At 59.9% G+C, this 25,657-nt stretch carries 25 protein-coding genes; 13 read left to right on the top strand and 12 right to left on the bottom strand.

What is annotated here, in order from left to right; translation table 11 throughout:
• Positions 1-87 precede the first annotated feature (87 nt).
• The 7 genes from IWX87_RS17185 (at position 88) to IWX87_RS17155 (ending at position 7,004) form a co-directional block, all read left to right on the top strand.
• The gene (locus IWX87_RS17185; protein WP_196864737.1) at positions 88-1,308 is read left to right on the top strand and encodes a glycerophosphodiester phosphodiesterase; all 1,221 of its coding nucleotides are present in this window, start codon (positions 88-90) and stop codon (positions 1,306-1,308) included.
• Between the two features lie 58 nt (positions 1,309-1,366).
• Positions 1,367-1,579: an EamA family transporter gene (locus tag IWX87_RS17180; protein ID WP_370583948.1), complete on the top strand. Its 213-nt coding sequence runs from the start codon at positions 1,367-1,369 to the stop codon at positions 1,577-1,579.
• Positions 1,580-1,668: 89 nt separating this feature from the next.
• Positions 1,669-3,363 carry an ABC transporter substrate-binding protein gene (locus IWX87_RS17175; protein WP_370583947.1) on the top strand — a complete coding sequence of 565 codons (1,695 nt, stop codon included), beginning with the start codon at positions 1,669-1,671 and terminating at the stop codon, positions 3,361-3,363.
• A 17-nt stretch (positions 3,364-3,380) separates the two neighbouring features.
• Positions 3,381-4,472, top strand: a complete 1,092-nt coding sequence (locus IWX87_RS17170) for an ABC transporter permease (RefSeq protein ID WP_370583946.1) — start codon at positions 3,381-3,383, stop codon at positions 4,470-4,472.
• Positions 4,469-5,395: an ABC transporter permease gene (locus IWX87_RS17165; RefSeq protein WP_196864735.1), complete on the top strand. Its 927-nt coding sequence runs from the start codon at positions 4,469-4,471 to the stop codon at positions 5,393-5,395. Before IWX87_RS17170 ends, IWX87_RS17165 begins: the two co-directional genes overlap by 4 nt.
• Positions 5,392-6,234: an ABC transporter ATP-binding protein gene (locus tag IWX87_RS17160; protein WP_196864734.1), complete on the top strand. Its 843-nt coding sequence runs from the start codon at positions 5,392-5,394 to the stop codon at positions 6,232-6,234. The genes IWX87_RS17165 and IWX87_RS17160 overlap by 4 nt, the downstream gene beginning before the upstream one ends.
• A complete protein-coding gene (locus IWX87_RS17155) occupies positions 6,231-7,004 on the top strand; it encodes an ABC transporter ATP-binding protein (protein WP_196864733.1) in 774 nt (257 codons plus the stop codon). Before IWX87_RS17160 ends, IWX87_RS17155 begins: the two co-directional genes overlap by 4 nt.
• Positions 7,005-7,331: 327 nt before the next feature.
• On the opposite strand, the gene IWX87_RS17150 is transcribed toward IWX87_RS17155, so the two are convergent.
• Positions 7,332-7,655 (bottom strand): YqjD family protein, encoded by a 324-nt coding sequence (locus IWX87_RS17150; RefSeq protein ID WP_196864732.1) that lies wholly within the window; start codon positions 7,653-7,655, stop codon positions 7,332-7,334.
• A gap of 312 nt (positions 7,656-7,967) precedes the next feature.
• On the opposite strand from IWX87_RS17150, the gene IWX87_RS17145 reads away from it, so the two are divergent.
• Together IWX87_RS17145 and IWX87_RS17140 are read left to right on the top strand one after the other, a co-directional pair.
• A complete protein-coding gene (locus IWX87_RS17145) occupies positions 7,968-8,873 on the top strand; it encodes an EamA family transporter (RefSeq protein WP_231374896.1) in 906 nt (301 codons plus the stop codon).
• A gap of 91 nt (positions 8,874-8,964) precedes the next feature.
• Positions 8,965-9,240, top strand: a complete 276-nt coding sequence (locus IWX87_RS17140; RefSeq protein WP_231374895.1) for a hypothetical protein — start codon at positions 8,965-8,967, stop codon at positions 9,238-9,240.
• Positions 9,241-9,297: 57 nt separating this feature from the next.
• Here the strand turns inward: IWX87_RS17140 and IWX87_RS17135 are convergent, their stop codons facing one another.
• The 7 genes from IWX87_RS17135 to tsaB form a co-directional block, all read right to left on the bottom strand.
• A complete protein-coding gene (locus IWX87_RS17135; protein WP_196864731.1) occupies positions 9,298-10,275 on the bottom strand; it encodes a succinylglutamate desuccinylase/aspartoacylase family protein in 978 nt (325 codons plus the stop codon).
• Positions 10,272-11,261, bottom strand: a complete 990-nt coding sequence (locus tag IWX87_RS17130; RefSeq protein WP_196864730.1) for a tripartite tricarboxylate transporter substrate binding protein — start codon at positions 11,259-11,261, stop codon at positions 10,272-10,274. Before IWX87_RS17130 ends, IWX87_RS17135 begins: the two co-directional genes overlap by 4 nt.
• 98 nt (positions 11,262-11,359) lie before the next feature.
• Entirely contained in the window at positions 11,360-12,253 is an 894-nt protein-coding gene (locus IWX87_RS17125; RefSeq protein ID WP_196864729.1) for a LysR family transcriptional regulator, read from the bottom strand.
• A gap of 20 nt (positions 12,254-12,273) precedes the next feature.
• Entirely contained in the window at positions 12,274-13,098 is an 825-nt protein-coding gene (gene pyrF, locus IWX87_RS17120; RefSeq protein ID WP_196864728.1) for an orotidine-5'-phosphate decarboxylase, read from the bottom strand.
• Between the two features lie 24 nt (positions 13,099-13,122).
• Positions 13,123-13,914 carry a uracil-DNA glycosylase family protein gene (locus IWX87_RS17115; RefSeq protein ID WP_196864727.1) on the bottom strand — a complete coding sequence of 264 codons (792 nt, stop codon included), beginning with the start codon at positions 13,912-13,914 and terminating at the stop codon, positions 13,123-13,125.
• A 23-nt stretch (positions 13,915-13,937) separates the two neighbouring features.
• Complete coding sequence (rimI, locus tag IWX87_RS17110; RefSeq protein ID WP_196864726.1) at positions 13,938-14,432, bottom strand: ribosomal protein S18-alanine N-acetyltransferase; 495 nt, start codon at positions 14,430-14,432, stop codon at positions 13,938-13,940.
• Between the two features lie 12 nt (positions 14,433-14,444).
• Complete coding sequence (gene tsaB / locus IWX87_RS17105) at positions 14,445-15,212, bottom strand: tRNA (adenosine(37)-N6)-threonylcarbamoyltransferase complex dimerization subunit type 1 TsaB (protein ID WP_196864725.1); 768 nt, start codon at positions 15,210-15,212, stop codon at positions 14,445-14,447.
• 280 nt (positions 15,213-15,492) lie between these two features.
• On the opposite strand from tsaB, the gene IWX87_RS17100 reads away from it, so the two are divergent.
• The 4 genes from IWX87_RS17100 to IWX87_RS17085 all read left to right on the top strand — a co-directional run bounded on the left by IWX87_RS17100 (position 15,493) and on the right by IWX87_RS17085 (position 19,605).
• Positions 15,493-15,987, top strand: coding sequence for a DUF1499 domain-containing protein (locus IWX87_RS17100; protein ID WP_196864724.1), 495 nt, complete (start codon positions 15,493-15,495; stop codon positions 15,985-15,987).
• 180 nt (positions 15,988-16,167) lie between these two features.
• Positions 16,168-17,691, top strand: a complete 1,524-nt coding sequence (gene dacB / locus IWX87_RS17095; protein ID WP_196864723.1) for a D-alanyl-D-alanine carboxypeptidase/D-alanyl-D-alanine-endopeptidase — start codon at positions 16,168-16,170, stop codon at positions 17,689-17,691.
• 334 nt (positions 17,692-18,025) lie between these two features.
• Complete coding sequence (locus tag IWX87_RS17090) at positions 18,026-18,868, top strand: transglutaminase family protein (RefSeq protein ID WP_196864722.1); 843 nt, start codon at positions 18,026-18,028, stop codon at positions 18,866-18,868.
• Positions 18,865-19,605: an N-formylglutamate amidohydrolase gene (locus IWX87_RS17085; RefSeq protein ID WP_280757289.1), complete on the top strand. Its 741-nt coding sequence runs from the start codon at positions 18,865-18,867 to the stop codon at positions 19,603-19,605. The genes IWX87_RS17090 and IWX87_RS17085 overlap by 4 nt, the downstream gene beginning before the upstream one ends.
• Before the next feature lie 69 nt (positions 19,606-19,674).
• Here the strand turns inward: IWX87_RS17085 and IWX87_RS17080 are convergent, their stop codons facing one another.
• From IWX87_RS17080 to IWX87_RS17065, 4 genes are all read right to left on the bottom strand, one after another.
• Positions 19,675-20,193 (bottom strand): OmpA family protein, encoded by a 519-nt coding sequence (locus IWX87_RS17080; protein ID WP_196864721.1) that lies wholly within the window; start codon positions 20,191-20,193, stop codon positions 19,675-19,677.
• Positions 20,194-20,363: 170 nt separating this feature from the next.
• Positions 20,364-22,283, bottom strand: coding sequence for a hypothetical protein (locus tag IWX87_RS17075; RefSeq protein ID WP_196864720.1), 1,920 nt, complete (start codon positions 22,281-22,283; stop codon positions 20,364-20,366).
• 32 nt (positions 22,284-22,315) lie between these two features.
• Positions 22,316-23,365: a glycosyltransferase gene (locus tag IWX87_RS17070; protein WP_231376564.1), complete on the bottom strand. Its 1,050-nt coding sequence runs from the start codon at positions 23,363-23,365 to the stop codon at positions 22,316-22,318.
• 176 nt (positions 23,366-23,541) lie between these two features.
• Positions 23,542-24,612 (bottom strand): hypothetical protein, encoded by a 1,071-nt coding sequence (locus IWX87_RS17065; protein WP_196864718.1) that lies wholly within the window; start codon positions 24,610-24,612, stop codon positions 23,542-23,544.
• Positions 24,613-25,657: the final 1,045 nt, after the last annotated feature.

The following is a 25,657-nucleotide window of genomic DNA, read 5'->3' as shown; positions in this document are numbered from 1 at the left end:
CGCTAAAACAGCAACTTACAGTAACACCACATCAAACCGTCATGAAAAGGCCAGAAACTCCTGTATTTCATACCATGGGAGATTTTGATGACCTTTTTTGCCCAGACAAATTACCTCAAGCTGTCCGTGACGGCCAGCGCGATGCTGCTGGCGCTGTCGGCTTGCGGCGGTGGCGACGACCCCCTGCCCGCAGTGCAACCCTTCAAAACCCTGGCCAATGTGCAGCCGCTGGTGATTGCGCACCGGGGTGCCTCGGGCGCACTGCCTGAAGAAACGCTTGAGGCGTATGCCCGTGCCATTGACCTGGGTGCCGACGTGGTCGAGCCAGACCTCGTTTCCACCAAAGACGGCGTTTTGATTGCCCGGCACGACCCGAACCTGGACTTCAGCACCGATGTCGCCAAACGCCCCGAATTTGCCAGCCGAAAAAAAACCACGACAGTCGATGGCGAAACCCAGACGGGCTGGTTTGCCAGCGACTTCACACTGGCCGAGATCAAGACACTGGGCGCCCTGATCACCGACAGCGAGCGCGACCAGAGCAACAACGGCAAGTTCAAGGTCATCACCTTCCAGGAATTGATCGACCTGGTCAAAACCCGCAGCACGCAACTGGGCCGCACGATTGCCGTCTACCCCGAAACCAAGAACCCAAGCTACCACCGCGCCCTGGGGCTGCCACTGGAAGACAAGCTCATCGCGGCCATCACCGCCGCCGGCTGGAACAACAAGACCTCGCCGGTCTATGTTCAAAGCTTTGAGCCTGGCAGCCTGAAAGAGATGAAAACCAAGGGCTTGCAGGCCAAGCTCATCCAGTTGATCGATGCAGACGACTACGACCTGAAAACCGGCAAACTGACCTACGCCGCACCTTATGACCGCCCCTATGACTGGACGCTGAGCGGCGACACCCGCTTGTTCAGTGCCATGGTCACGCCGGCGGGCCTGGCTGAAATCAAGACCTACGCCGACGGCATCGGTCCGTGGAAGCCCTACATCGTGCCGGTCAAGGGCGCGCTGGACGCGGCCGGCAACCTGCGCGATGTCAACGGCGATGGAAAGGTCAACTACAACGACGCCAGCAGCCAACCGCCCACCACGCTGATTGCCGACGCCCACAAGGCCGGCCTGTTCGTGCATGCCTACACCTTTCGCAACGAACAGCGCCGCCTGGCTTTTGACTACAACAAGGATCCGAAGGCCGAGTACCTGCAGTTTTACCGCCTGGGACTGGACGGCGTGTTCAGCGACTTCCCCGACACCGCCCTTGAGGCGCGCGCCAGTTACTTGCGGGAACTGGGCCGCTGAACGCCGGCTGGCTTATCTGGTGATTTTTTCATCCGCCGCGTTTTCGCTCTGAACCCTCTTGCTGAAGTACAACCGGGTCAGCATGGTGACGGCATTCAATTTCATGATTCCGGCGTTCGGCACCGTGCTGTCGGCGCTGTTCCTGGACGAGAAAATCCTGGAGTGGAAAAACGTCGCTGCGCTGGGACTGGTGTGCATGGGCATCTGGCTGGTGACCAAGGAAGAAAACCCAGCGCTGGCAGTCCCAACGAGATGTGCGGTCAAACTTTGACAAATTTTAGGGCTTTAGCGCAATACTGGCAAGCGTTTTCAGCTATATTTTAAATAGCACGCTACGGTAAATTCGAGAAGCTTGCAGGCATGATTCCTGCATCCTTTGCAGTACGATCAACATTCGTTCGACACCGGTTGACCCACGCAAAGGAATTCATCTTGGCCACTTCGTCACTTCCCTCTTTTCCGCTGTCCCGCCGCGTGCTGTGCGCCACCGCTGCGGCCGGGCTGCTGCTGTGCCACGGCGCGGCTGCGCTGGCCGCCACGCCCAAGGACACACTGGTGGTGGCCTTTGCGTTTGACGACATCATCACGATGGACCCCGCAGAAGCGTTTGAGCTGTCAGCCGGCGAAGTCATGGGCAACACCTACGACCGGCTGGTGCGGCTCGATGTGAACGACCCGTCCAAGCTGATCGGCGATGTGGCCAAGTCCTGGGCCGTGTCCCCGGATGGCAAGACCTACACCTTCGAGATCAAGCCCGGTCTGAAGTTTGCCTCCGGCAATGCGCTGACGGCGGACGAAGTGGCCTGGTCGCTGCACCGGGCGGTCAGCCTGGACAAGTCGCCGGCCTTCATCCTGACGCAGTTTGGCTTCAGCAAGGACAACGTCAAGGAGAAAATCAAGGCCACCGGCCCCCTGAGCCTGACGCTGGAGACCGACAAGGCGTATGCGCCGACCTTCGTGCTTAACTGCCTGACGGCCAACATCGGCGCCATTGTCGACAAGAAACTGCTGCTGACCAAGGAACAAGGCGGCGACTGGGGCTACGGCTGGCTGAAAACCAACTACGCTGGATCCGGCCCGATGAAGCTGCGCGAGTGGCGGGCCAACGAGATCGTGGCGCTGGAGCGCAATGACAACTACCACGGCCCCAAGCCGCCCATGGCCCGCGTGATCTACCGCCATGTCAAGGAGGCGGCCACCCAGCGCCTGCTGCTGGAAAAAGGCGACATCGACATTGCCCGCAACCTGAGTCCGCAAGACATTGCCGCCGTCAGCACCAACAAGGACATCAAGCTCACTTCGGCGCCCAAAGGCACGGTGTACTACATCAGCCTGAACCAGAAAAACCCGACGCTGGCCAAGCCCGAGGTGCGCGAAGCCCTGAAATGGCTGGTCGATTATTCGGCCATCGGCGACACGCTGATCAAGAACATCGGCGTGGTGCACCAGAACTTCCTGCCCATCGGCCTCTTGGGCGCGAGCAAGGACAACCCGTACAAGCTTGACGTGGCCAAGGCCAAGGCGCTGCTGGCCAAGGCCGGTGTGCCGAACGGCTTCAAGGTGACGATTGACATGCGCACCGTTCAGCCGGTGCAGGGCATCACAGAAGCCTTCCAGCAGAGCGCCAAGCTGGCGGGCATTGAGGTGGAAATCATTCCCGGCGACGGCAAGCAGGTGCTGACCAAGTACCGGGGCCGCACGCACGACATGTACATCGGCCAGTGGGGCTCTGACTACTGGGACCCGCACTCAAACGCCGACACCTTCACCCGTAACCCCGACAACGCCGACGACGCCAAGGCCAAGCCGCTGTCGTGGCGCAATGCCTGGGCGATTCCGGAGCTGACCAAGCAATCGGATGCCGCCGTGCTGGAGCGCGATGCCGGCAAGCGCAAGGCGATGTACGAAGAACTGCAGTCCGAATTCCGCAAGACCAGCCCGTTCATCATGCTGTACCAGCAGACCGAAGTCGCCGCCTACCGCAGCAATGTGGACGGCCTGAAGCTTGGGCCCACGTTTGACACCAACTACATGTTCAAGGTCGCCAAGCGCTAACCCGGCGACTTGCAGTTTTGGCAGTTCCTGATTCCCTCACCCTAGGCGCGGCGCCGCTGTCTGCGGCCCAGTCATCCCGCCCCTCAAACCACGTCCGCCACCTGAAGGCCCTCGGGCGCTTTCTGGTGGTGATTGGGCTCACCTACCTGGGCCTGCTGGCGGTGACGTTTTTCATCGGCCGGGTGATTCCGGTCGACCCTGTGCTGGCGATGGTCGGCGACAACGCGCCGCCGCATGTGGTGGCCCGCGTGCGCGAGGAAATGGGGCTGAACAAGCCGCTATACACGCAGTTTTACATCTACCTGCGCAAGGTGCTGAGTGGCGATTTTGGCGTCTCGGTGCTGACCGCCAACCCGGTGATGCAGGACATTCGCCGCACCTTTCCTGCAACGATGGAACTGGCCAGCCTGGGCATCTTGTTCGGCGCGGGACTGGGCGTGCCGCTGGGCGTGTGGGCGGCAGTGCGGCGCGGCAAGCTGGTTGACCAGGTGGTGCGCGTCATCGGGCTGGTGGGGTATTCGGTGCCGATCTTCTGGCTCGGTCTGATGGGGCTGGTGCTGTTTTACGCCAAGCTGGACTGGGTCGGCGGGCCGGGGCGCATCGACGTGGTTTATGAATACACGCTGGTCCCTAGCACCGGCTTTTTGCTGCTGGACACCGCGATGGCGGGCGAGTGGGACGCTTTTGGCAACGCGCTGTCGCACTTGATTTTGCCGGCGTCGCTGCTGGGCTACTTTTCGCTGGCCTACATCAGCCGCATGACGCGCTCGTTCATGCTCAACGAGTTGGCGCAGGAATACGTGGTGGCGGCGCGCGCGAAGGGCCTGTCGGAGGCGCGCATCATCTGGCGCCATGCGCTGCGCAATGCCATGGTGCCGCTGGTGACGGTGATTGCGCTGTCGTATGCCGGCCTGCTCGAAGGCTCGGTGCTGACAGAAACCGTGTTTGCCTGGCCGGGGCTGGGCCTGTACATCACCAACTCGCTGCAGAACGCCGACATGAACGCGGTGCTGGGCGGCACCATCGTGGTGGGCTCGGTCTTTATCGGCCTGAATTTGCTGTCCGACCTGCTCTACACCCTGCTGGACCCGAGGACGCGCACGCGATGAACGAGACGACGCTTTCAAAACCTGAAAGTCTGCACCAGTGGTTGATGTCGGACCGGCCCCTGTCGCGCCGCCAGGCGGCACTGGGCCGGGCTTACGGCGGCTGCCGTACCTTTGCGCGCAACCGGCTGGCAATGGTCGGGCTGGTGATCGTGCTGGCCCTGATTCTGGTGGCAATCTTTGCCGACTTGCTGGCGCCCTACTCGGCCTATATCGGTGATTTGCGCACCACGCGGCTGCTGCCGCCGTCATGGGCGCACTGGATGGGCACCGACGACCAGGGGCGCGACATTTTGTCGCGGCTGATTCACGGTTCGCGCATCACGCTGTTCGTGGTGGTGCTGGTCGCCGTGCTGGCCGCGCCGCTCGGGCTGCTGGTCGGCACCGTGGCGGGGTATGCGGGCGGGCTGGTCGATGCCTGCTTGATGCGCATCACCGACATTTTTCTGGCGTTTCCGCGCCTGATTCTGGCGCTGGCGTTTGTCGCCGCGCTCGGCCCCGGCATCGAAAACGCGGTGATCGCGATTGCCATCACGTCCTGGCCGCCCTACGCGCGCATGGCGCGGGCCGAAACGCTGACGATTCGCCAGACCGACTACATTGCCGCCGTGCAGTTGCTGGGCGCGTCGCCGTGGCGCATCGTGCTGCGGCACATCATGCCGCTGTGCGTGTCGTCGGTGATTGTTCGCGTCACGCTGGACATGGCGGGCATCATTTTGACCGCTGCCGGGCTGGGCTTTCTGGGCCTGGGCGCGCAGCCACCGATGCCCGAATGGGGCGCGATGATTGCCAACGGCCGGCTCCATGTGCTCGACCAGTGGTGGGTGGCGGCGGCACCCGGCGCGGCGATTTTTGTCGTCAGCCTGGCGTTCAACCTGCTGGGCGACGGCTTGCGCGATGCGATGGACCCGAAGGCTGCCAGATGAGCACGAATCCCCTGCTGGTCGTCGAGGATTTGCGCGTGGCGTTTCCGGGACGCGACGGCGGCATGGTCGAAGCCGTGCGCGGCGTGTCGTTCACGCTGGGCCGCGAGCGACTCGGCATCGTCGGCGAATCGGGTTCTGGCAAGTCGCAAACCGGCCGCGCCATTCTGGGCCTGACCGCACCCGAAGGCCGCATCTCGGCGAAGCGGCTTGAATTTGGCGGCGTTGATCTGCTGAATTGCCCGCCCAAGCAGCGCCGGGCCTTGCGCGGTGGGCGCATCGCGATGGTGCTGCAGGACCCGAAGTTTTCGCTCAATCCGGTCATGACCATCGGCGCGCAGATTGTCGAGACGCTGCAGGCGCATACCCGCGTGTCGAGTCGTGAAGCCAAAAAGCGCGCACTGGCTGCGCTCGAATCGGTGCGCATCGACAACGCGGAGCGCGTCTACAAGCTGTATCCGCACGAAGTCTCGGGCGGCATGGGCCAGCGGGCGATGATTGCCATGATGCTGATTGCCGAGCCCGATATTTTGATTGCCGACGAGCCGACGTCAGCGCTCGATGTCACCGTGCAGTTGCAGGTGCTGTCGATCCTTGATGCCCTGGTGGTCGAGCGCGGCATGGGCCTGATCCTGGTGTCGCACGACTTGCGGCTGGTGTCGTCGTTTTGCGACCGCATTCTGGTGATGTACGCCGGCCGCGTGGTGGAAAAACTGGCGGCGGGCGGCCTGGCCCATGCGCAGCATCCGTATACGCGCGGGTTGATGGCGTGCTTGCCGCAACTCGGCATGTCCACGCATCCGCTGGCAACGCTGGACCGCCGGCCGGAGTGGGCGCTGTGAGCACGCACACATCCCTGGGCCTGGACGTTGGCCACCTGCGCGTCAGTTTTGACGGCTTCGTCGCCGTCGCCGACACGTCGTTTCGCGTCGCGCCGGGTGAAAGCTTCGGCATCGTCGGCGAATCGGGCTCAGGCAAATCGACGGTGCTGCGCGCCATCTGCGGGCTGGCGCCTAAGGAATCGGGCACGGTGCAGCTGACCGGCGACAGCACAAGCCATGCGCCCGGCAGCAAGGCGTTTCGCCGCCGTGTGCAGATGGTGTTCCAGGACCCGTACGGCTCGCTGCACCCGCGCCAGACGGTGGACCGGCTGCTGGCCGAACCGCTGGCGATTCACGGCATTGGTGACGCTGAAACGCGCATTGAACGCGCGCTCGATGAAGTCGGACTCGGGCAGGGTTTTCGCTTTCGCTACCCGCACCAGTTGTCGGGCGGACAGCGCCAGCGCATCGCCATTGCGCGGGCGTTGATTCTGGAGCCGCAGATTTTGCTGCTGGACGAGCCCACGTCGGCACTCGATGCGTCAGTGCAGGCCGAGGTGCTGAACCTGCTCGAAGACCTGCGCCAGCGCCGCAACCTGACCTTCATCATGGTCAGCCACGACTTGGCGGTGGTGACGCATTTATGCGAACGGCTGATGGTGATGCAGCGCGGCCAGACGGTAGAAGTTGTGGCGTCCAGCGACCTGGCTGCCCACCGCGTGACCGAGCCTTATACGCTGAGCCTGATGCAGGCGTCGTCAGGCTTCCAGCGTGCGTCCGGGACGGTCTGATCCGGCAGTGCCTGCCTGCAAGAGCGGCGTCAAATGCTCCTGATTAAATAGCGGGTTATGCATACTGGGCAAGCGCCACAGGCATTATTTTCTCAAATTTTGTTACTACTCAGGTCGCTTTACAGGTTAAAGCGCAATACATCAGCCCTTGTCATCCCGGGCTTGACCCGGGAACCATGACTTCTCCCCGTTGGGGTCATGAATTGCGGATCTCCGGATCAAGCCCGGGGCAGGAAAAGTCCGCAACACGCCACAGGCCTTGACTTTTTTCCTGACGACGGCCCACAGCGCAGGGCTGGCAGGCGGCCAAGGCACTGCCGATTTTTTTTACAGACGCCGACCCAGCAGCAGGCCCAGCACCGCGCCGACACCTGCCGCCACGCCAATGGCGGTCCATGGCGACTCATGCACATAGTCGTCGGCGGCATGGGCGGCTTCGCGGGTGCGGGCGAGCAGTGCTTCTTCGGCATCGATCAGCCGGAACTTGGCTTCACGCAGGCGGTTCTCAATGCGGCTGCGCAGCTTGGCCATCTTTTCTCCGGCCTGGTCTGCCGTGGCCGACAAGGTTTCTTCGGCGTCGGATATTTCCGAGCGGATGGCGGAAACCAGTCGTTCCTGTGTCTGAACCAGGGTGGGGCTGTCGTTGGACATGAATGAACCTTTCAAAAAAAGTAGCTGAATTTTTAAAAGGTTAGCAGATTCGCCACGGCCTGCAGACATTCCGGTTCAAATTTCCATGCAGCAGACCCTGGGTTGCACGCACGTTGTAAACGAAATTCAGCGATGCTCTCCTCACTGCTCAATTCAATAACCGCAGGTGAGGAATAATCCGCAAGCCCATTGACTTGCTGCCGACCTTCCGGAACTTCCTTTGTCGACCTCTATTTTTACACCCACCATGCCCGCCTTTTCACAGCCGCTGCGCATCTTTACACCTGCACCTGCCCGCTGCGGCGGTCAGTCTTGAACGCCGCGCGCCTGAGCGGCCGTGATCTGGCGGCTGCGCTGGTCGTGGTGCTGGTGTGGGGCGTGAATTTTGTCGCGATGAAATTCGCCCTGCACGACTTCACTCCGTTCCAGCTGGGCGTCGCCCGGTTCACTTTCGCCTTGCTGCCACTGGCGCTGTTCATCAAGCCGCCGCAGGTGCCGTGGAAATGGGTGGTGCTGTACGGCTTGTTCCAGGGGGTTGGGCAATTCGGCATTCTGTTTATCGCGCTGAAAATCGGCATGACGGCGGCGCTGGCATCGGTGCTGCTGCAGACGCAGGTATTTTTTACCGCGCTGTTTGGTTTTGTGCTGCTGCAGGAGCGCGCCAGCCGGCCGCTGCAGGCGGGCATGGTGCTGGCGGCGCTGGGTCTGGCTTGCTTTGGCTACAACTATGCCAGCCCGGGCGCAGCCGTTGACACCACGGTCGCCGGTTTTGCGCTGACGCTGTGCGCCGCCGCCATGTGGGCAGCGTCGAACATCGTGGCCCGGCAGTTGCGCAAAGTCTCCAGCCACTACTCGACGATTGCCTTTGTGGTCTGGAGTGGCGGCGTGGCCATCCTGCCCTTCATGGCGCTGTCGTGGGCCTTTGACGACCCGGCGGTGCGCTGGCAGTGGCTTGAGGCAGGATGGACCAGCTGGCTGTCCATCGCCTACCTGGGCTGGGTGGCCACGGTGGTGGGCTACAGCCTGTGGACCGGCCTGCTCAGGCGCCACCCGGCCAACCGTGTCTCGCCTTTTGGCCTGGGCGTGCCAGTGGTGGGACTGGCCGCCGGCATGGGGGTGCTGGGCGAGACCGTCACGCCATGGCAGTGGGCCGGCATTGCGCTGCTGGTGGCGGCGCTGGCCTGCGTCATGCTGGGGGGACGGATCATGCAGCGTTGAGGCTTGGGTTTAGCGCCTGACGGTGGCAGACACGCTTTTGCGGCCTCGTCCGACAGGCACGAAATTTCCGCCTGCCTAAGCTGAAGGCCTTATGCAAAATGAACCAACCATCCCCACCAAAATTCCGACGCTCAAACAAGTGAAGGAATTTGACGAAAGCAGGCCCGGTTTTCCCGGCGAGCACTGGCTGGTGCTCGGCGCTGGTGTCGCTGTGCTGATGGCGTCCCGCCGCAGCCGGTCATTTTTAATGCGCACGGCGGGTTCGACGCTGGGCAGTGCCCTGCTCTACCGCGCGGCCAGTGGCCGGGACGGACTGAGCAAGGCGCTTCGTTTCCTGCCTGGCGGCTTTTTGACCGGCAGACGTTGACACCAGTAACGGCTTGCCTGCCTGCCTGGTCACGACAGGCATCCAGCGGTCAACGCATCACAAGGGACGGCGGCGGGCGAAACGAACCACGGTGACGCCGGGTTTTGCCTGGCGCACCGAAGGCATGACCAGAACGCAATCGTCGTAAGGCGTGGTCACGGGTTCTGAGCCATTCCAGCCGATCACCGTGCCTGCCTTGGCAATGCATTCAAGTCCTTGAAAAGGCTGGGTGAAACGAAAGTCTGCGCTCCGGGCCACCACCGGACCGGTCACTTCGAGCGCCCACTGGCGTTCGCAATCGCCCTGCAGCCAACCCGGCAAAAGCTGCTGCAATGCGTCCCCTGGCAGCGTTCCGGCTGCTTGCAGGAAACGCACACACATGTCTTGCGCCACGGTGCGGCTGGACATATCGCCATGAAAGCCACACTCGATGAGCACCGAGCGCGTGCCGTTGTCACTGCCATCGCTGTCCATCTCGCCAAAGCGGCCATGGTCGCGCATGCGCACGCCGTCCTGATGGCCGGGATCAATCACCATGTGCCCGGGGCTGCGCAGCACACGCGCCAGCGCCAGGTTGCGCGCCTGCATGCCCACCACCAGCAACGGCGCGGCCGGCTCATGCATGCTGTGGATGTCCAGCAGCCAGTCGGCCTGCGCAACGAAAGGCTGGAGTTCCCGGGCGCGGCGCCGCTCCTGGGTGTCACTGGATTGCAGCCGCTCGGCTGACCACTGGCGGTTCAGGTCCTCGTCCACAAAACGCGACGCGTCATGGTTGCCCGCATCAAAGCGGTCGAACGCGGCGAGGTTGCAAAATGCCAGCGTCAGTTTTCCCTGTTGCGGCCGCACACCGGCTTCGAGCATGCCTTTGAGTGCCCAAGCGCCGCACAGTTCGTTGCCATGAATCAGCGCGCTGATCAGGACATGGCGACCGGGCAGGCCGGAGTCGAAATGCCAGACGCCTTCTGTGCCGGTGTTGCCGGCGCGCCAGGCAGAGAGGTCAGGCGTGGAGAGGTCAAATTGCAGCGGGGTGGTCATTCTTTGATCTTTGCAAACTCAACAATCTTTTTGTACTTGGCCGTTTCCTCTGCCAGGAACTTGGGCATGTCCACCTTGAGCGTGGAAACGGTCGAGCCCGAGTCTTCGAGCTTCTTGCGCAGTTCAGGCGCTTGCAGCGCGTCATTCAAGGCTTTTTTGAGTTTGCTGGCCACGGCCTCGGGCAGCTGCGCCGGGCCCATCAGTGCAAACCAGAGGTTGATATCGATGCCTTTGAGCTTGGGGTTTTCGGCCAGCGCCGCGATGTCGGGGGTCGTTGCCGAGCGCTTGGACTCTGTGGTGCCCAACGCCATCACCTTGCCGCTGCGAATGTACGGCAAGGCACTGGAAAGGGCAAAAATGCCGTAATCGATGTTGTTGCCCAGCAGGTCGTTGAGCAGCGGCGCCACGCCGCGATAAGGAATATGGGTCATGAACAGGCCGCCCTGGTCCTTCACCATTTCACCGGCCAGGTGCAGCGCCGTGCCGACGCCGGAGCTGCCATAGCTGTATTTGCCGGGATTGCCTTGCACCACTTTCAGGAACTGGTCCACCGTCTTGACGCCGGATTGGGCCGAAGCGACCAGCACCATGGGCTGCGTGGCAATCAGGCCGATGGGGGTGAAATTCTTGAGTTCGTATTTGACGCTGCCCGAGACCAGCCGGCTGATGGCAATCTCGTTGCTCGCACCTGCCAGCAAGGTGTAACCGTCGGGTGCAGCGTTGGCGACTTTTTGCGCACCAATCGCACCGCCAGCGCCGCCCACGTTGTCGATGATCACCGGCACACCCAACCTGCGCGACAGCTCTATCCCCAACGTGCGCCCGGTCAAATCGGTGCTGCCGCCGGGCGGATAGCCCACCACGATGGTGATGGGCTTGTTCGGATAGTCATCGGGTTGTGCCGCTGCAGGCCATGCCGCAAGCGCCACCACGGCCCCAGCCAGCAGCGCAGGGACAGCTTTGCGCGCAAAAATAAAAGCGGTCATTTGGCTCCTGATAGTGATTGAATACTTTCATTATCAGGACGCCATTTCCCTGCGCTGTGCTGCTTTGGCACACGCTGTGGCCGTTTTGGCAGAGCCGCTCAGTGTTGCGTCATCGCTTGCCAGAGCGCTTCGGCCAGCGCATTCATGCGCCGCTTGGCGCGGTAAACCCGCACATCGAACCGCACGTCCAGATGGCCGTCGCCCAGCACCGCCAGTTGCCCCGACTGGCAAACACCGGCAACCGTCGACCAGGGCAGCCACGCCACGCCCAGCCCCCTGAGCGCATATTCAAAGACCGTGTCGGCCGAGTCGCATTCGATCACGCGCTGCAAATGCGGCGCATGCGGATTGTTGGCCAGATGGTCTTCGACCAGGCGTCCGAGGGCCAGCGCTGCGCCATAGGCCAGATAGGGTGTCGCGGCATTTCCGCCGAATTGGTATTGGCCCTGGCCCTGCGCATCGGCCCGCGTCACAGGCACCAGCTTGTCCTGCGCCAGCGTGAAGTGGGCGTATTGCCTGGCGTTGAGCCGCAATGCGAGCAGGGGGTGATGGTAGGTCAGCATGAAGTCGGCCTCGCCGCGCTCCAGCATTTGCGCTGTCTCGGTCAGCGAGCGGGTCAGGATGCGCAGATCGCCCTGCGCCAGCAGCGGTTTGACGCGCTGCAGCAGGTCGGCCAGCAGCGTGCGCGCCAGCGTGCGGCCCGTCGCCAGCGTCACCGTGCTGGCCTGGCGACCGGCGGCGTCAAGCAGCTCGCCGCGCGCGTGGTCCAGGTTGCCAACCATTTGCTGCGCGTTTTCCTGCAAGCTGGCCCCAGCCGCTGTAAGGGTGACAGGGCCGTTGCCACGCTCGATCAGCGGCGTACCGGCCCAGGCCTCCAGCGCTTTGATGCGCCGGCCAAAGGCCGGATGCGTGACACAACGCAACTCGGCCGCGCGGCTGAAACTGCGCGTTTGCGCCAGCACCACGAAATCTTGCAGCCACTTGAATTGCATGGCGGTCAAGCGGCAGCAGGTCAGGGCCGTGCGGCCTGCAACGTGTCACGTGTCTTGCACGCGGCCTCGCGTGCAGCCACGGCAAAGTCGGCGTCCTGGGACGCATAAATAATGGCCCGCGACGAGTTGACGATGATGGGCGCGTCCGGTCGCCAGCCGGCCTTGACCGTGGCCACGGCGTCGCCGCCCTGCGCGCCGACGCCGGGGATCAGCAGCGGCAGCAAAGGCGCCATGGCGCGCACCTTTTCAATTTCCGCCGGGTAAGTGGCGCCGACCACCAGCCCGAGCTGGCCATTGAGGTTCCACGGGCCTTGCGCCAGCCGGGCGATATGTTCGTACAGCAGCGGCTGGCCTTCGACCGACGCCAGGCGCTGGCTTTGCAGGTCGTCGCCGCCGGGGTTGGAGGTGCGGCAGAGCAAAAAAGCGCCCTTGCCGTGGTACTGCAAATAAGGCGCGACCGAGTCAAAGCCCATGAAGGGCGACAGCGTGACCGCATCGGCGCCGTAGCGCTCGAAGGCCTCGATGGCGTATTGCTCGGCGGTGCTGCCGATGTCGCCGCGCTTGGCATCCAGGATGATGGGCACCTGCGGCGCGCTGCGGCGCATGTGCGCCATCAGGCGCTCTAACTGGTCTTCGGCGCGGTGGGCGGCAAAGTAGGCGATCTGCGGCTTGAAGGCCATCACCAGGTCGGCGGTCGCATCGACGATGGCGGCACAAAAATCGTAGATCCGGTGGGCATCGCCCTTGAGTTTTCCGGGGAACCGCGCCGGGTCGGGGTCCAGCCCGACGCACAGCATGGACTGGTTCTGGCGTTCTGCGGCGCCGAGCATGTCAAGAAAGGTCATGCACTGATTGTAAGAAGCGCAAAGTCACCCTGCGCTTGCTGCCAGGCCCATCGCCAGGCACAGGTCGTCCCACGCCTTGGCCTTGTCCTGCGGGCAGCGCAGCAGGTAGGGCGCGTCATGCGTCACCACGGTGGTACAGCCGTTCAGCACATGCGGCTGGCCGCGCAACTTGCCGAAGGGCTCGCTGGACGCCAGCAGCGCCTGCGCGGCCAGCCGGCCCATGACCAGCACCACATCGGGCTGCGCGTGTTCAACCAGCGCGGCCAGTGCGGCCAGGAATTCGTCCATGGGGCCGGAGATGCTCTGGCGCACCAGCGGCGCAAACAGCACGGCGCCGGCATCGTTGTTCAACCGCGCAGCGCGCAGCATGTTGTCCAGCAGCCGGCCGGCATCGCCCTCAAAAGCCGGCGCCTGCAGCGCAGCCGGCGGCGCCTGCGCCAGCACCAGCCAGCGCGCGCCGCCTGACTGTGCGGTTTCGGCATACAGCTGCTGCGTCGGGCCCAGTCGCCAGCCGGGCTGGTCACTGACCTCGAAGGCGTGGCCGGAAGGCGCGAGCGCGGGTGGCGGCACGGGTGGGGCAGCGCGCGCGGGCTGGGGCGCCGTCGCCGCCTGCCGGGTTGCTGGCGGCGGCGGTGCAGCATCCAACACAGCCCTGTCCGTCTGAAAATTTTGACCAAAACCGGGCTTTGCGCTTGCCAGTTCTGCATTGACAGCTATGATTTCTATAGCTGGTGACACTTCTGCCAGAGGCTGCCAGACGCGCACGCCCATTTCCTGCAGTATGGCGCGCTGGCGCGTGTCTAGGTTCAAGCGCATGGGGGACGGCTTTTCATCAGGATTCACAATTTCAGGCTCATGACGATGGCGTCCTCGCCCCGGGGCGACGCCGGGCTGGCCGGGTAGTAATTTCGCCGCGTGCCGACATGGCGAAACCCATGGCTTTCGTACACGGCCCGAGCGCGGGCGTTGCTGACGCGCGCTTCCAGCCACAGCCACTGCGCGCCCTGCCCGCGCGACCAGACGCCCAGCGCATCGAGCATCACCCGCGCCCAGCCCTGGCCCTGGCAGGCGGGCACCACCGTGATGTTGAGCAGATGCACCTCGTCCACGCCCTTCATGGCGACAAAATAGCCCAGCAGCTCGGGCTGGTCCACCGGGCCGGCGGCCAGCAGTTGCGCCTGGTAGCCGGCCTGCAGCGAATCGAGGAAATTGCGCTCGCTCCACGGCTGCAGGTAAGCGCTGTATTCGGCCTGCAGCACCGCCGGCAGCCAGGCGGGCGTGATGGCTTCAAAGCGGGCTTCGAGCGGCTGGAAGGGTTGAAGGACGGCGTTCATGCGCAGGGCCTGTCAGCTTGGCAGCGGGAGGGTCGCGGCCTGCGCGGCCGCCTTGGCTTGGGCGCGCTCGTCGGTGGTCTGGGCGACCTTGTCGCGCACATACAGCGGCAGCGCCTGCGCGGCATCGATGCACTGGCCGGCAGCGGCCAGTGCGGGCGCCAGGCGCAGCAATGCGGTGGCGGTCGGATAGGCCTCCCTGCACTCCAGCGCGGCCAACGCTGCGGGCAGCCGGCCGGCATACACGCCGAACACATTGCCGGCCAGCAGCTGCGGCGCAGCGCCAGGCACCAGGTTTTCTGGACGGATCAGTTCGCAGCCCTTGATGGAAATGCATAAGCCGCTCCTGAATTCATAGCTCTGCACATACATCTCGTCCATGCGGGCATCGAGCAGCGCCAGGACGCTCAGGGGCGCGTCACTTTCCGCCAGGGCCCCGTCGCGCTGAAAGCGCGCCTCCTCGGCCACGGCCATCAGCGTGTCGATGGGCAGCACCGCAATGCCTGCGCCGTGGTTGGCGCCAAAGGCCAGTCCCTGCGCCACCGCACACGCCGTGCGCAGCCCGGTGAAGGAACCCGGCCCCCGGCCAAAGGCAATCGCGTCGAGCTCGCCCAGCGCCATGCCCGACCCGGCCAGCAACGCCATGATCGCCGGGATCAAGGTGGCCGAGGCTTGCGCGCCGCCCGGGCCGCTGTGCTGCCAGACGCGCGCGCCGTCGGTCACGGCCACCGACAGGCGGTCGGTGCTGGTGTCAAACGCGAGGAATTTAAGAGGTTTAGGCATCAAATAAGGCGTTTACGCAGTTGGGACATGCGCAAGTAGCTATCAAAATCGTAGTAAATAAGCAAAGGCGGTGCGCCAGCCCGCAAACGGCCGGCGCCACGCACCCCGCGATTATCCGGCCTGCCGCGCCGCCCGGCCAGCCCATAATGGCACGGTGCTTTTTTCGCTGCGCTTTCGGCGCCATCGTCCCTCAGCCAGCAGCCCTTGGCTTACCCTGTCAGGCTTGATACTCGCTGTCGCTGCGGCGAGCACACGTCAAACGCTTCTAAAGAATACCTCCATGAAAATTATTGGCTACATTGCAGTCCTGCTGGTGACATTGGCCGTTTTGCTGCTGGGTGCAGGGCAGCTTGGATTTTTGGCGGGCCAGGCGCCGGGCGATCTTGGCGTGCGCCAGCACAGGCTCAAGCCGCCGTCGCTCACGCCCAATAGCGTTTCAAGCCAGGCAGCGCTTTACCCGGACAACCCGCAGCGCGCTCATGCAGAGGTGGCGCCGCTGAGTTACACCGGCGACGGCCAGGCCGCAATGGCACGGCTTGCGGGCATCGTCAGCAACATGCCGCGCACCACCGTGGTCACCCGTGAGCCGGCCTACCTTTACGCGCAGTGCAAGACCCAGTTACTGGGGTTCACTGACGATCTGGAATTCCTGCTCGACGAGCCTGCAGGCGTGATCCAGGTGCGCTCTGCGAGCCGGTTGGGCCAGGGCGACATGGGCGCGAACCGCAAGCGCGTTGAAGCGCTGCGCCAGCAGTTCGGGCAGGGTGGCGCGTAAATCCGCATCAAGGCATGTCAAGGCGCAGCGTGTTCCTGTCGTCGTGCGTTCCAGGCGTGGCTGCTGGCGGGCTGGGTGCAAATTGGAATCCCCGCGACGGTTCACGCGCGCCCGAATGGAACACCCTTATTTTTACGCCCGAAACCTAACCAATGCGCCAGCATGGCGCGAGAATTGCGCATGCTTTTTTCTTTCCCGTCCCGCAATGCGACTCCTCACACCCGCGTCCACCCCGGCTGCAACGCCCGCCTGAGCCAAGGCCTGTTGGCCGGGCTGGTCGCGCTGATCGGCTTTAGCGCCAGCGCCCAATCCCTGCCGCCCGAGGTCGAGGCCCTGCTGGCGCGCGCCAAGGTGCCGCGCGAAGCCTTTGCCGCCGTGGTCGTCGATGCCGCGCCGGCCCTGAACGGCCAAGCTGCGCCGCTGCTTAGTTACCGCTCAGGCAGCGCCATGAATCCGGCATCCGTCATGAAGCTGGTCACGACCTATGCCGGGCTGGAACTGCTCGGCCCGGCCTACACCTGGACCACGCCGGTTTATGCCGATGGCCCGATTGCCGGCGGCGTGCTGAACGGCAACCTGATCATCCAGGGCGGGGGCGACCCCAAGCTGGTGATGGAGCGGCTCTGGCTGCTGCTGCGCCGGGTGCAGGGCCTGGGCATCAAGACCATCGGCGGCGACATCGTGCTTGACGGCAGCGCCTTTGCCGCGTCCACGCAGAACCCCGGCGACTTCGACGGCGAGGCGCTGCGCCCGTACAACGTCCAGCCCGATGCGCTGCTGGTGAACTACAAGTCGGTGGTGATGACCTTCGTGCCGAATCCGGGCAATGGCAGCGCCAGCATTCGCTACGACCCGCCATTGGCCGGCGTACAGATGCAGGCCAGCGTGCCGCTCTCGGCAGGCAGCAACGGCCGGGCCACGCTGGGCGATTGCGGCGATTACCGGGCGCAGCTTCAACCCGACCTGGCCGACCCGCTGCGCATGGCATTTGCCGGCAACTATCCGGTGGCCTGCGGCGAAAAGTCCTGGGCCATCGCCTACCCCGACCCGGCCCGCTATGCCGGTCGGGCGATTGCCGGAATGTGGCAGGAAATGGGCGGCCGGCTGGGCGGCCGGGTGCGCGAGGGCGCCGCGCCGTCCGGCCTGAAACCCGTCTTTGAAATGGAATCGCCGCCGCTGGCTGAGGTGATCCGCGACATCAACAAGTTCAGCAACAACGTGATGGCGCAGCAGCTGTTCCTGACACTCAGCCTGCAGCAACCCGGCGGTGCGAGCAACGAGGCGTCGCGCGAGGCGGTGCGCGGCTGGTGGATGGCGCGCTTCGGCGCGCCAAATGGCGCAGCGGATGTGCCGGTGCCCGACAACGGCTCAGGCCTGTCGCGGTCAGCACGCGTCACGCCCCAGGGCTTGGCGCGCATGCTGCAGACCGCGTACGTGTCGGGCGCCATGCCCGATTTGATGGCGTCGCTGCCGATCACCGGCGTCGATGGCACGCTCAGGCGCAGCCGTTCGCAGGTGTCGCAGGGCTGGGCGCACCTGAAATCGGGCACGCTGCAGGGCGTCACCGCGCTGGCCGGCTACGTGCACACGCCCAGCGGCCGACGCCTGGTCGTGGTCGGCATCATCAACCATGCCAATGCGTCAGCGGCGCGGCCGGCGCTTGAAGCACTGGTGGACTGGGCCGTCAAGGAAGGCAGCCGCTGAACCTGGCCATCCTTGGCAGTTTATTGGCGGCTTTTTTGACGGCCGTGAGTTTCCTGCCGCAAGTCTGGCGGGCGTCATACCGGGGCGCCGCATGGCGTCTGGCAACGCAGCATGCACTCAGCCCTGCACCAAAATAGTTCAAGGCAAAAACTCTCTGCAAGAGCGGTCAGCGTCCCAAGGATTTTCCCTGTCCGATATCCTCCCGTTTCTGACGCCTGCACGGGGCCAGAGACGATAAGCCTGGCCCAGGGGCTGGCACCATACTTGCTGGCAGGAAACTTGGGAAAACCGGTAAGACATCACCACGCCCAAACACTTTCTGGCGGCAAATCCTATGTACATCAAAATTGGTTTCGACATCCAGCTGGCCATCACGTCGCCCATGGCGCTTGTGTATGTGCTGCATGTGCACCCGTCGCGGCGTGACGACCTGTTGGCGCCCGAGATCGTGCTGACCGAGCCCCACTTGCTGGTTGACGAATACCTGGACGCCTTTGGCAACCGCTGCGGCCGTGTCAATGCGCCGGCCGGCGTCGGCGAGGTGCGCTTTCACAGCCAGTCCATCATTCGCGATTCCGGCTTGCCCGACGAGGTGGACTGGTCTGCCCGGCAGCATGACCCGACCGAACTGCCCCCGGCCACGCTGCAGTTCCTGCTGCCCAGCCGTTATTGCGAGGTGGACAGTGAATTGCTCCAGTTCGCCTGGAACCAGTTTGGCCAGGCGCCCGCCGGCTGGGCGCGCGTGCAGGCGATTTGCGACTATGTGCACAACCATATTCATTTCAACTACAGCGCCGCGCGCGCCACGCGCACCGCCGTTGAAGGCTGGCGCGAAGGCACTGGCGTGTGCCGCGACTTCACGCACCTGGCGGTGACGCTGTGCCGCTGCATGAATATTCCGGCGCGCTACTGTACCGGCTACCTGGGCGATATCGGCATTGCGCCAGTGCCTTACCCGATGGACTTCAGCGCCTGGTTCGAGGTCTTTTTGGGCGGCCGCTGGTACACCTTCGACGCGCGCCACAACACGCCACGCATCGGCCGCGTCGTGATGGCGCGCGGCCGCGATGCGGGCGACGTGCCGTTAACGATGGCTTTCGGGCCAAACACCCTGAAAAAGTTTGAGGTCACGACTTATGAAGTCGATGCGCATGGCAACGCCCTCAGCACAGTGTGACCCCGCTGCCTGTCACTGACACGCCGGCCGGTGATGCGCTGGTCATCACTTGCGAGCATGGCGGGCGCGAGGTGCCGTCTGCCTACGCGGCATTGTTCATCGGTCACGAGTCCTTGCTGGACACCCATCGCGGCTGGGACCCGGGTGCGCTTGAACTGGCCCGGCAGATGGCTGATGCCTTGGAAGCGCCACTGTTCGGGGCCACCACCACACGCCTGCTGATCGACCTGAACCGTTCCATCGGCCACCGGCAATTGCACTCGGAAGCCACGCGCGACTTGCCGGCAGCCGACCGGCGCGCCATTGCCACCCAGCATTACCATCCGCACCGCGACACGGTTGAAGGTGAAGTCGCCCGGCTGATTGCCAGGGGCCGGCGCGTTGTCCATATTGCTTCGCACAGTTTCACGCCCGAGCTGAATGGCGTGGTGCGCCAGGCCGATGTGGCCTGGCTCTACGACCCCGGACGCGCGGGTGAAGGTGCGCTGGCAACGTGCTGGCTGAACGCTTTGCAAAAACGCCGACCCGAACTGAGACTGCGGCGCAACTACCCCTACCAGGGCAAGGGCGACGGTCTCACTGCGCTTTTGCGCAAGCGCCATGGACAGGTTCAGTACGTGGGCATTGAACTGGAAGTGAACCAGCGCTTTGTCTTTGAAAGCGGACCGCAATGGTCCTTGCTGCGCGATGACATCACGCAAGCCTTGAAGACGGTGATGGCATTGCCAAAGCAGTGAGCGCGGCAAGTTGTGAGTGACGCATTAGCAGTACGCGCCACTCGGATCAGCCGAAGTTTCCCAATCAATTCAACGCAAGTCTTCGTAAGCTATCTCGGCTCGTCTATTCAAAGCGCGCGATTCTGCATCGAGACCTGCAACAGCGGGTTGGTAAAAACTTAAACTGACCGGTTTCAACTGTTGCTCTTGAACACCGAGCCTGATCAGCGCGTTGCGGACCTCGTTGGCACGTACAAGCCCCAGGGGCTGGTTATAGCTATTCGTGCCGAATACATCGGTATGCCCTTCCACCGAGGCAATCACCAGCGGATTGGTGCGCAAGATGCGGGCGTGATCTTCTAAAACCTGATTGAATTCGGGCTTTATATTGTGTTTGTCAAAATCAAAATAAACAATTCCCTGAACAACGGCTTCCTTTTTCGCAACAGGAACCACGACCGGTACAAACACAGACTTGGCTTTGCTCGAAAAATAAGTGACTATCGTTTTCTCTCTGGATTTTTCAGTTTTGTCGTTCTGTGAAGCACAACCCACCATAACGATGGCAACCGAGATCATGACAAAGGTACGAACAAATTTTGGTTTCATGGGCGGCCTGGTTTGTTATAAAAACATTACGCCGAACACAGGATCGACATGATAAAACTATATAAAATTTACAGAATTATCTGTATACAAATATCTATCCTCAGCCACCAAAGCTTGTTTTAAATTTACTAGAACCGTATTCTTGATATGCCATTAAATAAATTTAAATATTATTTGCTGGTAAAAGATAGATCAAATTGACCCTTGTCAAATGAATTCAATACTGCAATCCCAGTTTTACTTTTTACTATTACACCAACTTTTATATCTGAAACTGTCAAGCTGTGAGACCAGTAAAGCTTCATAAAACCAGTGTGTACATCAATAAGAACAGAGGCAATCAACTCCTGGGTCAATTCCATGAATGCCACTACTTCCGTCTTATCCAAATAATCCCTGCATAAAAATACGCAAAATTGGCGGAGGCGGGAGTCAATTTCAGAGCTTGAAAGCCAATTGCTTTTTCTTGCCATTATTCCAATGCAAGAATCAATGATATTGGCACATTTCTTTTTCTCATGGTTTGAGAACAAATTTTTAATTAATTTACTGCTGTTGTCAACCAACAAGTCCAGTTCATTATTTACAATATCCAATACGTTGCTGGTTCTAGGCCCCTTGAGAGCGAGCGCCAATACAGCAAATTTCATACAGTCTTTGAATTCATTTTGATTCACAGCCATGCCGTGGCAACCACAAATGCGAGGGTGCAATGGAGATAAATAGAAATCAATATCTTTATCTTTATCTATGGCATCAAGCAAAAATTCCTGATGTGCACCACAAGCGCAAAAAATTCTGTTCCTTATCACACTCATTAATAAATTCGATGTTTTTATTTGAGCACCATCGACGCTTGAATTAAAGTCAGACAGTGGCTGCATTGCCAGACTAAAGACACTTTCGGGAACAACTTCAGGCAAGGTACATTCAATGCCAGAATATCCAGAAAATGATTTATCATGCTCTTTTTTTATCAAATTTCTTTCAAATAAATAAAACTTTTCAAGTACGCCAAAAACAACAGCCGGCCTCCATGAATAGATTTTTTGCATCTCGTTCTGTTTTACAGACTGAAATTTTGGATATGCCGAAACTGAAAGAATTTTTGCGATTTGCGACGATTCCAGACCCGCCAATTTAAGATTAAATATCTTGCGAATTTTATCGCCATCAATGGCAATATCAAATACTTCATCTACTAAAAACAATAGCTTTGAAGTTATTTTAACTTTATGCGAAATTCTTCTTTTATGATCAAAATCATATTCCTTATTTATATTCTTAAGTGAATTTTTTTCGGAAAAACAATTGAGATATTTATTTCTTACAGGTAATAATCCCCGCACCACAAAAGTGACATGGGAAAACACCGAGATAATGCCGTTAAGCTCACTCATGCCAACAACTTGAAGTGGATTTGATTGTATAAAACACAATGGCAACCCGCAACTGTGAATTGCTTCAAGTTTCCCGACAATTGTTTCTAAATCAGGATCGTCCGACTCCTCGAAATCATCAATCAGCAGGGATGTCACACCCTGCATTTTTAACAATTCAATATTATTCAGTATCCATCTCAGGATATATAGGGTAGTGCTTTTTCCAGACTCTAAAAAACCAATTTCGCCAATGTTAAAAACTTTGAAAAAAACTTTTAGTGAAGTGTTATATCTTTGCTCTTGGTTAGCCGCTTTCGCCTGATAAACTTTCTGAACTGAATACATGTCCAGACTCAAACGCATATCTGTCAGGCTGATGTACAGCTCGACGCGAGGCTTATCGAGAGCAACTACCAAATTATCAAGACAATCGGACTTTACCAATTCTTCTACTGTGTTGAGCAAAATGTTCTGTGGATACGAATCTATAACCGCATCTATTTGCTGCTGCCTAATTTCGGCTGCGAAATCCTGATCCAACCATTCAATCTTCAAAGGTATTACACGGTCATCAGTAACAGATAATATCCATTGATTTTTTAAATTATCCAGACTGAGCAGTTCAGCAGAATTATGCTCCATTGAAGCTGGCGATTCTTGAAACACTTTTACAGAATCAAAGTTCTCAACTTTTTCAAATCGAATCATTAGTTTTGATTATTAGAATAAAATAGAAGTTTTTAAGTTACACAAAACTGGATATTCGAATTAATTCGATCCCTGTGATCTTTTGGTATTCGGCCAGTCCTGAGAAGAACTTCCCATATTCCTTTAGCCTGGTCTTTGGCATTTTGGTAATACAAGCTGAGTGCAAGTTCATCGTAACGCCTCCAAACATAGCAATCATTCTCGACAAACAATCGATCTTTTGTAAATGGGATCTTTACAGCAATCGTAAACATTGCTTTTGCATTTGACCATCTTCCTTTACCATGAAGATATACACCGAGCCACATCAATGATTCGGCTCTTTCAGGGCGTGCCTTGTGCGCCTTTAAATAGGCGCTGACCGTATCAAATTCAGGTTTTCCTGTTTTATCCATTAATCTGGCAACCTGGTAAAGGGAATACCAATCTTCTTCGGCCCATCCCTTGAAATCAGCTCTTTTTTGATATGCAAGCAATGCTTTTTCCGGCTCTTTGGCGTCTCTCCAACTTTGTGCAAGGTAAAACATATATCTAAGATTATCCGGCTCTTCAACCAATGCGGCTTCTAGTACAGCAGCATCATCATGATATTTCCTAGGATTTTTACTGCGGGCACCTTCCGTGGTATACAAAACATTGAATCCATTGATATGTTCTGCCTTGTATTCATCATCGCATTCCAGATGTTCGTGAAGCACACCTTTATAACGCCACGAATGTTTAGTGGAAATCAAGCAGGTGCGTGAATAACGAAGACTTCCATGAAGAATAGTAGCTGAATAGGCTGCTGCGTTCAAAACTGGAAGCTCAAATGCTTTTTGAATAACCAGTACTTCGTCTGCATCGATCACAAAAAGATAATCACAGTTTTTTTGTGCTAAAAAAATAGCTTCCGAACGATTATGCGCAAAGTCTTTCCAGGCTCTATGATGTAATTCGCCAGGAATATCTTTCATCGTATTACCGATGAGTTCACAGGTCCGGTCTGTAGATCCCGTGTCCACTATCGTCCATGTATCGATAACATGCATGACAGACTTGAGACATCGCTCAATGACTTGTGCCTCATTTTTGACAATCATGCACAGTCCAACTTTGGGACGACTTGCTTTAGTAAGAGACAATTTTTTATCCTTATTTAAAATAATATTTTTGGTTAATTAAATCAATAGAATAAAGATAAATATTTTTCTATCATCAAAACAAGATGCTCCGCGCTTTTTTTGTTTAGAGCTTGATATCGTCAAATCAACTACTTTCAGGTTCTGTGGCCCAAAATGCCACCCAGTGCATCATTGACGATGGAGGTGGAGTCGTTAATGCCTGTAATGGGTTGCTGAATGGATTCAAGAATACTTCCCATATCACCCACAGGCGTAGAGTTGCTTGCGACTAACTGTGCAGGTATATCGATCACATTCAATGTTTGTGGCGAAACCGAGGAAGCCTGATCGACAAGAGCCGTGACCGGATCGAGCAAGCCACCTGTCGCGCCGCCCGTGGCGTCGTCCAGCAAAGCCGTGACCGGGTCGAGCAAGCCACCTGTCGCGCCGCCCGTGGCGTCGTCCAGCAAAGCCGTGACCGGGTCAAGCAGGCCAGTCGTCGCGCCACCCGTGGCGTCGTCCAGCAAACCCGTGACCGGGTCAAGCAGGCCAGTCGTCGCGCCACCCGTGGCGTCGTCCAGCAAACCCGTGACCGGGTCAAGCAGGCCAGTCGTCGTGCCACCCGTGGCGTCGTCCAGCAAACCCGTGACCGGATCGAGCAGGCCAGTCGTCGTGCCACCCGTGGCGTCGTCCAGCAAACCCGTGACCGGATCGAGCAGGCCAGTCGTCGTGCCACCCGTGGCGTCGTCCAGCAAAGCCGTGACCGGATCGAGCAAGCCACCTGTCGCGCCGCCCGTGGCGTCGTCCAGCAAAGCCGTGACCGGATTGAGCAAGCCAGTCGTCGTGCCACCCGTGGCGTCGTCCAGCAAAGCCGTGACCGGATCGAGCAAGCCACCTGTCGCGCCGCCCGTGACGTCGTGCAGCAAACCCGTGACGGGGTCGAGAATGCCATCTGTACCAGCAGCAGTCACACTGTCAAGCAAATTTTCTACAACAGTCACTGGATTGGCTAACAGGTTCTCAAGGTCGAGACCTTGTACCAAGCTGTCCAATCCGCCTGTCACACCATCGAGCGCTCGACCGACGAATCCCTGTGCATCCAATTCGCCAACCAATGTGTCGACAAAAGACTGCTGCGACAACAAAGCATCACCTGCCGTTGTGGACTGGTTAATCAGGATGGCAATTGGATTGGTATCCACAAAACCACCCAGAAGTTGGTCCAAAGCATCTCCAGCTGCCATACCGCCGCTGTTAAGCGGCGTGTTGGAATCAGGATTGGCCTCGGGCAAATTCAAAATAAGTCCAGGCTCTCCAACCAGCCCGCCATTAAAGAGCTGATCGGTTGGACCTCCATCACCTACAAGCCCGCCAGCTCCCAAAATAGCCGTCAAAGGCAAACCCAATCCTGTCGCAATTGCGTTGACAGAATTTAACAAGCCTTGATCGATAACGGCTGCGCCTGTAGCGCCTGTAGCGCCTGTTCCGCCCGTAGCGCCCGTTCCGCCCGTAGCGCCCGTTCCGCCCGTAGCGCCGGTTCCGCCCGTAGCGCCCGTTCCGCCTGTAGCGCCGGTTCCGCCTGTAGCGCCCGTTCCGCCTGTAGCGCCCGTTCCGCCCGTAGCGCCGGTTCCGCCCGTAGCGCCCGTTCCGCCTGTAGCGCCGGTTCCGCCTGTAGCGCCCGTTCCGCCTGTAGCGCCCGTTCCGCCCGTAGCGCCCGTTCCGCCCGTAGCGCCGGTTCCGCCCGTAGCGCCCGTTCCGCCTGTAGCGCCTGTAGCGCCCGTTCCGCCCGTAGCGCCCGTTCCGCCCGTAGCGCCGGTTCCGCCCGTAGCGCCCGTTCCGCCTGTAGCGCCCGTTCCGCCTGTAGCGCCTGTAGCGCCGGTTCCGCCCGTTCCGCCTGTAGCGCCGGTTCCGCCTGTGCCACCTCCTGTAGCGCCCGTTCCACCCGTACCACCTGTTCCACCCGTACCACCTGTTCCACCCGTAGCACCTGTGCCACCTCCTGTAGCGCCCGTTCCACCCGTACCACCGGTTCCACCTCCTGTTCCGCCTGTAGCGCCAGTTCCCCCAGACACTATTGCACCGCTATCGCCTGCAGCACCACCGCCACCTCCGCTGCCAGAAGCAGCACCTACCGCCAATAATCCCGCCCCGGCAAGCAACAAGCCTTCACCCGTACTATTGATACGGCCCAATGAAGTATGAACTTTATTGAATTTTCTCTATCGAAGAAAGATGGAAAAAGAAAATGCAAGAAAGCAGACGCTGGAGCAG

The organism is Polaromonas sp. CG_9.7, assembly GCF_015752205.1.
GTDB lineage: Bacteria > Pseudomonadota > Gammaproteobacteria > Burkholderiales > Burkholderiaceae_C > Polaromonas.
This window is presented reverse-complemented; position numbering and strand designations above follow the sequence as displayed.